Annotated in this window: 12 protein-coding genes; all 12 read right to left on the bottom strand. The window is 39.3% G+C overall.

Going from position 1 to position 12,194, the window contains the following annotated elements; translation table 11 throughout:
* Positions 1-33 precede the first annotated feature (33 nt).
* On the bottom strand, positions 34-168 hold the full coding sequence (locus A9500_RS10875; protein ID WP_257005674.1) for a hypothetical protein: 135 nt from the start codon (positions 166-168) through the stop codon (positions 34-36).
* Between the two features lie 18 nt (positions 169-186).
* The gene (locus A9500_RS05350; protein ID WP_257005673.1) at positions 187-633 is read right to left on the bottom strand and encodes a DJ-1/PfpI family protein; all 447 of its coding nucleotides are present in this window, start codon (positions 631-633) and stop codon (positions 187-189) included.
* An 85-nt stretch (positions 634-718) separates the two neighbouring features.
* Positions 719-2,572 carry an SLC13 family permease gene (locus A9500_RS05345; RefSeq protein ID WP_065244167.1) on the bottom strand — a complete coding sequence of 618 codons (1,854 nt, stop codon included), beginning with the start codon at positions 2,570-2,572 and terminating at the stop codon, positions 719-721.
* Positions 2,573-2,607: 35 nt separating this feature from the next.
* A complete protein-coding gene (gene rnhB, locus A9500_RS05340; protein WP_065244166.1) occupies positions 2,608-3,210 on the bottom strand; it encodes a ribonuclease HII in 603 nt (200 codons plus the stop codon).
* The gene (gene lpxB, locus A9500_RS05335; protein ID WP_065244165.1) at positions 3,203-4,372 is read right to left on the bottom strand and encodes a lipid-A-disaccharide synthase; all 1,170 of its coding nucleotides are present in this window, start codon (positions 4,370-4,372) and stop codon (positions 3,203-3,205) included. The genes rnhB and lpxB overlap by 8 nt, the downstream gene beginning before the upstream one ends.
* A 95-nt stretch (positions 4,373-4,467) precedes the next feature.
* On the bottom strand, positions 4,468-5,256 hold the full coding sequence (gene lpxA, locus A9500_RS05330) for an acyl-ACP--UDP-N-acetylglucosamine O-acyltransferase (protein ID WP_049381727.1): 789 nt from the start codon (positions 5,254-5,256) through the stop codon (positions 4,468-4,470).
* Between the two features lie 23 nt (positions 5,257-5,279).
* Positions 5,280-5,729: a 3-hydroxyacyl-ACP dehydratase FabZ gene (gene fabZ / locus A9500_RS05325; RefSeq protein WP_014064844.1), complete on the bottom strand. Its 450-nt coding sequence runs from the start codon at positions 5,727-5,729 to the stop codon at positions 5,280-5,282.
* A 96-nt stretch (positions 5,730-5,825) separates the two neighbouring features.
* Positions 5,826-6,851 (bottom strand): UDP-3-O-(3-hydroxymyristoyl)glucosamine N-acyltransferase, encoded by a 1,026-nt coding sequence (gene lpxD / locus A9500_RS05320; protein ID WP_065244164.1) that lies wholly within the window; start codon positions 6,849-6,851, stop codon positions 5,826-5,828.
* Between the two features lie 12 nt (positions 6,852-6,863).
* A complete protein-coding gene (locus A9500_RS05315; protein WP_065244163.1) occupies positions 6,864-7,472 on the bottom strand; it encodes an OmpH family outer membrane protein in 609 nt (202 codons plus the stop codon).
* Between the two features lie 103 nt (positions 7,473-7,575).
* The gene (gene bamA / locus A9500_RS05310) at positions 7,576-9,954 is read right to left on the bottom strand and encodes an outer membrane protein assembly factor BamA (protein ID WP_065244162.1); all 2,379 of its coding nucleotides are present in this window, start codon (positions 9,952-9,954) and stop codon (positions 7,576-7,578) included.
* A 26-nt stretch (positions 9,955-9,980) separates the two neighbouring features.
* Positions 9,981-11,312 carry a sigma E protease regulator RseP gene (rseP, locus tag A9500_RS05305; RefSeq protein WP_065244161.1) on the bottom strand — a complete coding sequence of 444 codons (1,332 nt, stop codon included), beginning with the start codon at positions 11,310-11,312 and terminating at the stop codon, positions 9,981-9,983.
* A gap of 8 nt (positions 11,313-11,320) precedes the next feature.
* Positions 11,321-12,187, bottom strand: a complete 867-nt coding sequence (locus tag A9500_RS05300; protein WP_065244160.1) for a phosphatidate cytidylyltransferase — start codon at positions 12,185-12,187, stop codon at positions 11,321-11,323.
* Positions 12,188-12,194: the final 7 nt, after the last annotated feature.

Here is a 12,194-nt window from a genome sequence, read left to right as displayed (position 1 = left end):
ACCGCTCTTTTGTTTAATCTAAAACTAAATCTATTATTCAAATCCATAAATTCGAGCAAAATTATCTACGCTAGGATCTTTTTGCCAATGATATTCGGTGTGGTTAGCAATGTCTTGAGCCAAGTCATTGCCATAATAATCAGCAATAAACCCAAGTGCCATATCCATACCAGCAGAAACGCCTGATTAAGTATAAAACTTACCCTCTTTCACCCATCTTGCAACGCGTTGCCATTTCACTGTAGAACGACATTGTTTTACCCATTCAAAAGATTTTTTATTAGAAGTCGCTTTTAAGCTATCTAATCGCCCCGTACAAGCCAATAATGCTGAACCTGTACAAACACTTAAACAAACCTCTGACTCATCAATCCACTTACCAAGCTGATTAATAAATTGTTCATCTTTTACTAACTGACGAGTTCCTTGCCCTCCTACAACTAATAACACACTATGAGGCAATAAATGTTCTAGTTTTTCTGTTTCAATATGAAATTCTTGCTTACTATGAATTAATCCCCCAACTTGAGATACATAGTGAAGTTTAACATTAGGGACTCTTGCTAAAAACTCAACAGGTCCCATTAGATCTAACGTTTCATAGTCATTAAAGATAAGGCAATAAATATTCATTTTCTATTCCAAGTACATAATGCAAATGCTTTATAAATTACGAAAGCAGTAAAAACTTAACCTCAAAACTGACCGCTATTTTCATTTAAAATGGAAACAATATTGGCACGATAAAAACAGTCACCAGCATAACAATTAAGGTAAAAGGTACGCCGATCTTAATAAAGTCAGCAAATTTGTAGCCACCTGGTCCCACCACCATGGTATTTACTGGAGAAGAGACTGGGGTCATAAATGCAGCTGAAGCAGCAATCGCGACAACCATTGCAAATGGCACGGGAGACACATTAAGTTGCTGAGCAAGAGAAATCGCAATGGGAGCCATCAAAATTGCAGTAGCTGTATTCGAAATAAACAATCCGACTAATGCACAAAATACAAAGAGTACAATCAATACAGGATACATTCCCCATCCATCAATGATCTGTGTGAGCCATTTCACCGCAAACTCAACTCCACCTGTTTTTTGAAGTGCGGTTGAAAATGGCATCATTCCGATAATCAGAATAAGGCTCGGCCATTGAATGGAGTCATAAGCACTTTTAGCATCCACGCAACGGAAATAAGCCAACATTAAACAACCAATCAAGGCAGCCACAACATTCGGCACAGCACCTGAAACCATCAGTACCACCATAGTCAAAATGGATAGTAAGGCTAGTGGTGCTTGACGTTGAGCTGGTACGGCACGCTCCATTTCTTTCGGATAATTCAATACCAGGAAATCTTTTCGACGATCACGCATCGCTTGAATAAGTCGCCAATCGCCAATCACTAAAAGCAAATCACCTGAGCGATATTTTTCTTTAAAAGCATCACTCAACACCACACCATCTCGTTTAATCCCAACCACATTTAAGCCATATTTTGTACGGAATTGTAACTCTGCAGTGGTTTTACCAATACAGGCAGAGTTCGGCACAATAATTAACTCGGCCATTCCAATGGAACGTGCCTGCTGATCAAACGATTGTGATTTAATTTCGGCTGGCTCTAGATGAAATTCTTGGCAAAACATATCGAAATTAAAATCACAGCGTTCCAAATCCACCATGAGAATATCTTTTGCTTTTATCTCTGATGTACCAAGAGGCATGATGTAACTTGGACGGAAATGTTTCCAACGCTCAATCGCCAACACATTTAATTGATAGCTAGAACGCAAATGAAGTTGATCTAAGGTTTTACCCACGAAAGGAGACGTACTTTTCACCACCAAACGTTTGGTACGATCTTTCAAACCATATTCATTAATTAGCTCATTCATGGAGCTTTGCATCGTATCTTGATTGCTTTCATCGTTATTATCTGAAAGCCATCGACGAGCAATAAGCATATAGCCCATACCCAACACTAAGATCAGCAATCCGATTGGCGTGAAATCAAAAAACTCAAGGCGAAGATTCGTATCTTTCACTAATTCCGCATTCACCACAAGGTTAGGAGCCGTCGCGATTAACGTCATCATCCCACTGATTAATCCCGCTACGCTTAACGGCATCATTAATCGTTTTGGGGAAATATTCATTTGACGGCAAATCATAATCACAACAGGAATAAACACCGCAACCACGCCAGTAGAACTCATAAATGCACCTAATCCAGCCACTGAAAGCATCAGTAAAATAAGCACTTTAGCTTCACTATTTCCCGCAACTTTCAAGATGCCGTCACTCACACGATAAGCAATTCCTGTCCGAACCAAGCTTTCCCCCACAATGAAGAGTAAAGCAATCAGGATAATATTAGGATCGCTAAAGCCAACTAAGATCTCTTGGATACTGAGAATGCCACTTAGATAAAAAGAGAGCATCACCAATAATGCCACCACATCCATACGAATTTTATTATGCACAAATAAAATGATGGCTACGCCAAGCAACATCAATGTCCAAAATAATGGGCTCACCCAAAGTGCATGATCAAAAATGGTATTCATACTCTATCCTTTAATCTTACGACCTTTCACTCTAACTATTCTTCTATGCCTAATGCTTTCTTCACGGGTGAAAAACTACGACGATACTCTGGTAAAGGACCCAGTTCCGCTAATTTTTCTAAGTGTAATTTGGTCGGATACCCTTTATGTTGAGCAAAAGCATATTCTGGATACTTTTCATCTAACGCTTCCATTTCCTGATCCCGTGCGACTTTTGCCAAAATAGAGGCAGCGCTAATTTCAGCCACAAGTGAATCCCCTTTCACCACAGCTTGGGCAGGCAAGCCAAGGTTAGGCGGAATTCGATTTCCATCTACCAACACAAAGTGCGGTTGAATTTTTAAGGCTTTTACTGCTCGCTCCATGGCTAACATAGAGGCATGCAGAATATTCAATTCATCAATCTCGGCTGGCTCTGCTCGCCCCATTGCCCAAGCTAAGGCTTTCTCTTTAATTTCTGCTGCGAGTGTAAGGCGTTTTTTCTCGCTGAGTTTTTTAGAATCCGCCAAACCGATTATCGGATTATTAGGATCTAAAATTACTGCAGCCGTTACAACAGCCCCAACTAAAGGGCCACGGCCAACTTCATCCACTCCTGCAAATAATTGATAACCTTCAGGATAAACAAAATCAGTCATGTCTTTGCTCCAATAAATCAATCACAGCTTGTGCGGCTTGGCTATCCGCATCACATTGAATTAATTTGTGTAATTCAGTAAAACGTTGAATTAAAATACTGCGAGATTTGACCGCACTTTCATCATCACCCAAATACTGAGAAAGTTGTTCTGCTAATTTTTGTGGTTCGCAATCTTCTTGAATCATTTCTGGTACTAACATTTCATCCGCTAACAAATTAGGTAATGAAATATATTTTGTTTTGACCAATCGTTTTGCCAAAAAATGTGTGAAAGGTTTCATTCGATACCCTACCACCATTGGCGATTTACACAACATCGCTTCAAGTGCAGCGGTACCTGAAGCTAGTAAAGTTGCTTCGGCAGCAATCATCACTTGGCGTGCTTTACCATCAATTAAATGCATATCGAGATCAGGTGCAATCTGAGCCTTTATTTCCTCAAATTGCTGGCGACGCTTTTCATTCACCAAAGGGACTAAAAACTGCAAGTCTGGATATTTTTCTTTTAATAACAAAGCAGTTTTTAAAAATGGCTCAGTAAGAAAGCCCACTTCACTACCTCTACTCCCTACTAAAATAGCAAGGTAACGTCCTTTTTCATCAATACCTAAAGTCTGGCAAGCTTCTGTACGATTTGGTTTTAATGGAATCGCATCTGCCATGGTATGGCCAATAAAACGGCAAGGCACATTAAAACGATCATAAAAAGCTTTTTCAAAAGGAAGAAAAGCCAATACTTGATGAGTTGCTTTGGCAATTTTGTAGATACGATTTTGACGCCAAGCCCATACAGATGGACTCACGTAATGAATGGTTTTAATCCCTTTTTCTTTTAATTTTAGTTCAACGGTAAGATTAAAATCCGGTGCATCAATACCGATAAATATATCCGGTTTAATAGCAGAAAGTTGTTCGATGACACTACGACGAATTTTTAGCAATCGAGGTAAATGCTTGAGAACTTCTACTAGCCCCATAACAGAGAGCTCTTCCATATCAAAAAAGCTTTCAAAACCTTGAGCAATCATTCTCTCTCCGCCAATCCCGACAAACTTAGCTTGCGGATACTGGCGTTTAAGCGCTTGAATGAGACCTGCACCAAGAATATCACCAGATACTTCACCTGCGACAATCGCAATAGTCGGATTTTCTTTTATCATTAAATTTATCCTAAAAAACGACCGCACTTTGAAAAAATCATCGTGCGGTCTCTTTGTTATTCATCATTTTCTCTTAACGAGAAAAGAAACGTTAATTAACGAATAATGCCACGGGTAGAACGTTTGAAGAATTCCACAAAGAAACTAATTGCAGATTCAGTTTGTGCAATTTGTTCAATTTCCGGCAATACTTCTTCAAGGGTTTTACCGCTACGGTAAATCATTTTATAAACATTACGGATAGCATGCATGGTTGGTTTATCAAAACCACGACGTTTTAATCCTTCAAGGTTAACACCAAAAGGCTGTGCATGGTTACCTTGTGCCATCACATAAGGCGGCACATCTTGGCTAACCATAGAACCACCACCTAGCATTACGTGCGCACCGACGATCACAAATTGGTGAATCGCAGACATACCACCTACAATAACAAAATCATCTAATTCAACGTGACCTGCAAGGGTTGCATTGTTTGCCAAAATACAGTTATTTTTAATTTGACAATCGTGAGCAACGTGGACGTTGATCATCAATAAGTTGTTGTTACCAATACGTGTTACACCACCACCTTGGATTGTGCCGCGGTGAATCGTCACATGTTCTCGAATAAGGTTGCCATTACCAATAATGGTTTTAGTTGCTTCGCCTTTATATTTTAAATCTTGGTTGACTTCACCGATGCTGGCGAATTGATAAATCTGGTTATCCTCACCAATCACGGTGTCGCCTTTCACGACAATATGAGAATTTAAAACAGTACGCGCTTTAATCTCAACGCTCCCTTCAATAATACAGAAAGGACCGATAACAACGTCTTCGCCAATAACTGCACCATCAGCAACAAGCGCGGTTGGGTGAATTTTTGCACTTGGGTGGATCATACTTACCCCTTAATTTTCTTTAATTATCGACGAGCACACATTAATTTGGCTTCACAAGCAACTTCACCGTTTACGGTTGCAATACCTGTGAATGCTGTAATACCACGACGTTCTTTAATCACTTGAACGTTCAATTCCATTTGATCTCCAGGTAATACTGGGCGTTTGAAACGCGCTTCATCAATACCTGCGAAATAGAATAATTCGCCACCTTTTAATTCATGGGTTTTAAATGCAAGGATCCCCATTGATTGCGCCAAAGCTTCAAGAATTAACACGCCCGGTAAAATTGGCTCTCCAGGAAAATGACCGGTAAAACAAGGTTCGTTTACGCTGATATTTTTAATTGCTTTTAACCATTCACCTTCTTTGTAGTCTAACACACGATCCACTAATAAAAATGGATAACGATGTGGCAATAAGGTCATAATTTCTTTTGCTTCAATTACTTTACTTACTTGATTCTCTGACACGTCTAATACCTTTAAAATAAATAATAATAAAACACTGGAATTATACGATATTTCTGTATAAAAATAAAACGCACCCTAGGGTACGTTTTAAAAATCTTAGCCAAGTTTTTTCTCAAGGGCTTTCAGTCGTTTATTCATACCATCAATCCCCAAGGTAAGTGCGGCTGTTTTTCGCCACTCTTTATTGGTTTGTAATGGGATACCCGATGAGTAAACGCCTGGTTCAGTAATTGGACGCATTACCATCCCCATACCAGTCACTGTTACCTTATCGCAGATTTCCATGTGACCATTAATCACACTTGCTCCGCCAATTAAACAATAACGACCCACTTTCAAGCTACCCGCCATAATCACACCGCCAGCGACTGCTGTACCTGTGCCGATATGAACGTTATGCGCAATTTGACAAAGGTTATCAATAATGACGTTATCTTCAATGACTGTTGCGTCTAAAGCTCCACGGTCAATACAGGTACAAGCACCGATTTCGACATTATTACCAATAATCACTTGTCCTACTTGTGGAATTTTTACCCAGCGACCACGATCATTCGCATAGCCAAAGCCATCACTACCAATTACAGCACCTGATTGAATTAAGCAATTTTGTCCAATTTCTACTTCATGATAAACGCTTACATTTGCCCAAAGCTGTGTACCTACACCAATTTTGGTGAATTTACCGATAAAACAACCTGCGCCAATAATCACATTATCGCCTAATACAACACCTTCTTCAATCACGGCATTTGCACCAATTGATACATTTTCACCCATTAAAGCTTTTTCAGAAATAACCGCACTTGGGTGGATATTTTGAGCAGCTTTCGGAGTGGTATCCATATATTGAGCTAATACGGCGTAAGCAACATAAGGATCTTTGACGATAAGTAAGTTACTTTCAGGTGAGCAAAATTCCACATCTGCTTCTGACACGACAAGAATACCTGCTTTAGATTCGGCTAATAAAGGACGGAATTTTGCATTAGAAATGAAAGTAAGCTGGTTAGGTTCTGCTTTTGACAATGCTGCAATATTATTAACGACAACATCGGCGTTACCGCGAAGGGTACCGCCGACTTTTGCTGCTAATTCCTGTAAAGAATAGGATTTTTGCATTATGAGAACCTATTATTTTTTCTCTTCAGTTTTTGCTGGAGCGACTTTCTCAGTTGCAGGAATAGATTTTAATACTTCTTCAGTAATATCTTTACCATCTACCGCAAATACGACAGAGTTTGCATCTAAAACATAAGTATAACCTTTAGCTTTAGCTAAATTATTCGTTGCAACTTGAATGCTTTCCAATAATTTACCACGCTCTTCAGTTTGACGTTTTTCGTTTAACTCTTGGAACTCTGCCACTTTTTTATCTTGCTCTTCCATTAATTTACTTAATGCAGCTTCTTCATCTGAACCAAATTTAGTGATTTCTTCTTGGCGTTTTTGAATTTCAGCTTGACGTAAACGAGGTGCATCTTTTTGTAAAGCAGCAACTTTTGCTTCTACTTTTTTACGAGATGCTACGATTTTGTCATCAATTTCTTTCTTACTTGCAGCAAGTTTGTCCGCCATTGGTTTGAATTCTGCATCTAACTTATCTGCTACAGCTTGACGATCTGGATGGTTTTGGAATAAGTAACCCGCGTTGATGAATGCGATATTTTCATCTGCAGCAGCAAAACCTGATGCAAGTGCAAGACCTAAAGAAAGTGCGGTAACTTTTACTACGTTTTTCATGTTTGAATTTCCTTAAATTAGTTTAGTAAATATTTCTGTGCCAGCTAACTCACTGACACAGAACGAAGATTTTGACTTAAATAGAACGTAAAAGTTCAATTTATTAGAAAGAACCACCAATACTGAATTGGAATTGTTCTACATCATCATTTTCATATTTTTTGATTGGTTTCGCATAAGAGAATACCAATGGTCCAATTGGTGATTGCCATTGGAAAGCAACACCAGTTGAAGCACGGACTCGACCTGCTTTACTGTAATCAGATAATGTTGCATAAATCGGAGATGATTTTAAGCCTTCTTTATCTGATTTCCATTTTGTATTCCAAACGCTCGCTGCATCAACGAAAAGTGAGGTTCTTACGCTATTTTGGCTTTTATCTCCAACAAATGGGGTTGGAACAATAAGTTCAACACTTGCTGTAGCCATCGCGTTACCACCAACGACATCAGTACTTTGATACCATTGGCCATATTTGTCTTGATAAATCGCATTAGGACCTACCGCACCGTAAGCAAAGCCACGTAATGAACCGATACCACCAGCCGTATAAAGTTGATAGAACGGTACACGTTTACCACCTAAGCCATTTGCATAAGAAGCGGTTGCTTTTCCAGATAATACCCAACGATGATCACGATCTAATGGGTAGAAACCTTGAAGCTCAGCGCTTAATTTATAATATTTATTATCAGATCCTGGAATGGTGACACGACCACCTAGATTTGCTTTTACCCCTTTAGTTGGGAAATAGCCACGGTTTAGGCTGTTATAGTTCCAACCAAATGAGAAATCAAAATCATTAGTTTTGATTGAGTTTCCAGTCAAATTCATTGACTTCATGTATAAATCACGGTTGTACTCATACGCGAAGTTGCTAATTTTATTGTAAGTATAACCTAATCCCACATAATACGAGTTATTCTCATTGACTGGGAATCCTAATGTTACATTACCGCCATAAGTCGTACGCTTATAGGTTGATGAAGTATCATTTTTCGAGTTGTCGTAAGTTTCATAGAATACGTTTCCACCTAAACTTACGCCATCTTTAGTAAAGTATGGTTCTGTATAACCTAAGTTTACACTTGTACCATAGTCATTACGTGTACCAGCTAAACTTACCGCTGCACCTGTTCCCAAGAAGTTATCTTGTTTTACGCTTGCTTGATAGCTAAGCCCACTTTCTGTACCATAACCGATACCAAAGTTAATGCTACCGGTATTACGTTCTCTAACCTTATATACTACATCTACTTCATCATTAGAACCTTGGATTGGTTCAATGCGGTTTTCTACGCTTTCAAAGAAACCTGTTCTATCTAAACGCACTTTACCTAACTCAACTAATTGTGAGTTATACCAAGTCCCTTCTTGCTGACGCATTTCTTGACGTAATGTACTATCAGCAGAAACCGTATTACCTTCAAAACGAACTTGACGTACAGATAGACGACGACCCGCATCCACAACAAATGTTAACGCCAGTGTTTTATTCGCATCATCAAAAGTTGGTACAGAATTAACTGTTGCGCTACCATAACCTCGCTCGCCTAATTTATCTTTAATTAAGCTTTCTACGTATTGCACATCTGAACGTCTGAATATTTCGTTCAAGTGAAGCTCGCGCAATAATGGTTGTAACTCATTCGCCATACCACCTAGGTTACCAACAATACGAGCTGAACTTAAATTGTATTTTTCACCTTCACTTACATCAATGGTCACATCCGCTTTTGTATGATCTTCATTTAATTGAACATCTGTTTTAGTCACTTTTGCTTTTGCATAACCATTATTTTGATAATAATCTTGGATAGTCTGGATATCTTTCTCAAACTGAGAACCATCAAACTTATTACCCCAAAGCTTCCACCAAGAATCTGGTTGAAGCTCCATTTGTTCTTGTAACTTACTGCTCGAAATAGCTTCGTTTCCATTAAAAGTCACTGAACGGAGTTTTGCAGTATCATCTTCATCAATTTGAAGGGTAATTTCCGCTCGATTATTGGGTAAAGTCGTCACGATAGGCTCAACTTTCGCATTATAGCGACCTACGCTCTTATAATGATCTCTTAAGCTTTGAGCAAACCCTTCTAACTTCGCACGATTTAGCACCTCACCACTCTTTAATCCATTTGCATCAAGATTTTGTTTCAGTGCTTCCGTCGGAACGGCTGAGTTGCCTTTAATATTCACTTCAGAAATGATTGGTTTCGCGATAACGCTCACAACTAACGCATCACCATCTTGGAAAGCTTTGACATCATCAAACTGTCCACTTACAAATAATGAACGTACAATATTGGCTACGTCTTTATCCGTTACACGCTGACCGCTACGAACAGGAAGGCTCGCCAGAATTTGTTGTTCTAAGTCTCCTTGAGCACCGTCAACACGAATGTCTTTTGCTACAAATGGTGCCGCAAATACACTCGTTGTAGTACCGAATAATAAACTTGCGATTAGAAGTTTTTTCATCGACTTTATCCTATAAAAAATAATAGTTATAAACGTAAGAAATCATTAAAAAGCACAAAAATTGTTTCAATTAACAAGATTATTAGCCCTATACGATAACTTAAATTTTGTACCCGTTCTGAAACAGGTTTTCCTTTGATAGCTTCCGCCGCCAAAAACACGAGATGTCCACCATCTAAAACTGGCAACGGAAATAAATTCATTATGCCTAAATTAACACTAATTAACGCGAGAAAACTTAAGAAATAAATCACGCCAGCGTTAGAAGATGCGCCTGCCCCTTGGGCAATTGAAATTGGCCCAGCTAAACTGGAAAATGAAAGTTCACCACTAAGCAATTTCCCGATTGCCTTCACAATAAACCAAGCAATCTGGCCTGTCTTTTCCACACCTTTTTGTAGCGCATCAAGAATACCATATTTTAATTCAGTTCGATACTGTTCGCCAACTTTTAAGAACGTCGGACTTAACCCCACAAACCATTTACCCTCTTGATTCTTCTCCGGTTGCAAGGTTTTGTCAAAAATTTCCTGATTTCGTTCAACCTTGATTGTAAAAGGTTGACCTTGTTGTACCTGTGCGACAAAAGCTTTCCAATCAAGTGCGGTCGAATTTTCCGCTAAAATTTTATCGCCAATCAATAAGCCCGCTTTTTCAGCTGGTGAGTTCTCCACCACTTTTGATAAAGTCATCTCCACTTTACTTGAAACTGGATTGATCCCTAATGTTTCAAATGCTGTTTCTTTATCTGGCTCAAATGTCCAATTTTGCAGATTAATGGTTCGTTGATAAGGTCGGTCTTCACCAAAAGGCGTTAATGTGAGCTCAACAGAATTAGAACCTAACTTATCAGTGAGCAATAAATTAATGGTTTCCCAATCAGGGGTATTCTTTCCATCAATTGCCAAAATCTGGGTATTCGGTTCAATTTGAGCTATTGCAGCCGGTGAATTTGACGTGATGTTTTCAATGACCGGTTTAACACTCGGAATCCCAACAGAATAAATAACCCAATATGCCAAAATCGCAAAAATAAAATTGGCCAAAGGGCCTGCTGCAATGACAAAAGCGCGTTGAGCAACAGATTTACTTTCAAATGCTTGCGATTTTAATTCTGCTGGAACTTCTTCATTTCGCCCGTCAAGCATTTTGACATAACCACCAAGCGGAATGGCTGAAATAGCAAATTCAGTGCCCAATTTATCTGTGCGTCGCCAAATCACTTTACCAAAGCCAATCGAAAAACGATGAACTTTAATACCGCACTTTCTTGCTGCCCAAAAGTGGCCGTATTCGTGTACGGCAACCAACACAGCAATTGCAACAATAAATGAGCCAAGCGACCACAAAAACGACATGTTCTATCCTATAACACAAAGAAATAGAAGTATGTGAAGAATGGTACTGCGGCTGTTAAGCTATCAATACGATCTAAAATACCGCCATGGCCTGGAATTAATTGACTACTGTCTTTAATGCCTGATTCACGTTTAAACATACTTTCTGCTAAGTCACCTAATACAGAAATAGCCACTGTTGCCACAGAAAGCACAACAAAACCACTCATTGCACGGCTACCTAATAAGGTTTCACCTGAGAAATGAATAAATACAAATGCCAATACCGCCGCGGTGATCATGCCTCCAAATACCCCTTGCCATGTTTTTCCCGGTGAGACTTTCGGCGCAAGCTTGTGCTTACCAAAGGCTCTCCCCGCAAAATAGGCACCTGAGTCCGCTGCCCATACCAATACAAACACATAAAGCAATAAGAATAAACCATGATAAGGATCAGCAGCATAATTATCTAAGCGTAAACGTAAGACTGCTGCCACAAAAGGAATCAACGTAGAAAAAGCAAACAGGAGTTGTAAAGGAATATTTTTCCCCCAAAACTTCGCTGAGCTTGGATAAGTCACCACTAATACTAATGCAAGCGCCCACCAACCGACTGAATTTAGCAATAAAAGCGGCAAGTAGTTTTCAAATACTCGACCTGCATCTAAATAATTACCTTCGTTATAAAGCCAGAGGAAGATAAATGCGCCTAAAAATGCCGCGATACAAAGGCGCGCCAAAGGATTTTTAAAACGAGCAAATTGAGCCCACTCCCAAATACCAAGTGTCGCCACAAAGCCCAAGGCTAGGGCAAAATAAAATGGGGTAAATAAGAACAAGGCACATAACACCAAAGCAATCAACACAATGGCTGATAATACACGTTCTTTAAGCATAAGTTCT

The organism is Haemophilus sp. CCUG 60358 (genome assembly GCF_001679485.1).
Classification (GTDB): domain Bacteria; phylum Pseudomonadota; class Gammaproteobacteria; order Enterobacterales; family Pasteurellaceae; genus Haemophilus_D.
This window is presented reverse-complemented; position numbering and strand designations above follow the sequence as displayed.

Excerpts from the sequence above, each read along its gene's own strand:
- A9500_RS10875 (WP_257005674.1), bottom strand. The coding sequence starts at position 168 with ATGGATATGGCACTTGGGTTTATTGCTGATTATTATGGCAATGACTTG.
- A9500_RS05350 (WP_257005673.1), bottom strand. The coding sequence starts at position 633 with ATGAATATTTATTGCCTTATCTTTAATGACTATGAAACGTTAGATCTA.
- A9500_RS05345 (WP_065244167.1), bottom strand. The coding sequence starts at position 2,572 with ATGAATACCATTTTTGATCATGCACTTTGGGTGAGCCCATTATTTTGG.
- rnhB (WP_065244166.1), bottom strand. The coding sequence starts at position 3,210 with ATGACTGATTTTGTTTATCCTGAAGGTTATCAATTATTTGCAGGAGTG.
- lpxB (WP_065244165.1), bottom strand. The coding sequence starts at position 4,372 with ATGATAAAAGAAAATCCGACTATTGCGATTGTCGCAGGTGAAGTATCT.
- lpxA (WP_049381727.1), bottom strand. The coding sequence starts at position 5,256 with ATGATCCACCCAAGTGCAAAAATTCACCCAACCGCGCTTGTTGCTGAT.
- lpxD (WP_065244164.1), bottom strand. The coding sequence starts at position 6,851 with ATGCAAAAATCCTATTCTTTACAGGAATTAGCAGCAAAAGTCGGCGGT.
- A9500_RS05315 (WP_065244163.1), bottom strand. The coding sequence starts at position 7,472 with ATGAAAAACGTAGTAAAAGTTACCGCACTTTCTTTAGGTCTTGCACTT.
- bamA (WP_065244162.1), bottom strand. The coding sequence starts at position 9,954 with ATGAAAAAACTTCTAATCGCAAGTTTATTATTCGGTACTACAACGAGT.
- rseP (WP_065244161.1), bottom strand. The coding sequence starts at position 11,312 with ATGTCGTTTTTGTGGTCGCTTGGCTCATTTATTGTTGCAATTGCTGTG.
- A9500_RS05300 (WP_065244160.1), bottom strand. The coding sequence starts at position 12,187 with ATGCTTAAAGAACGTGTATTATCAGCCATTGTGTTGATTGCTTTGGTG.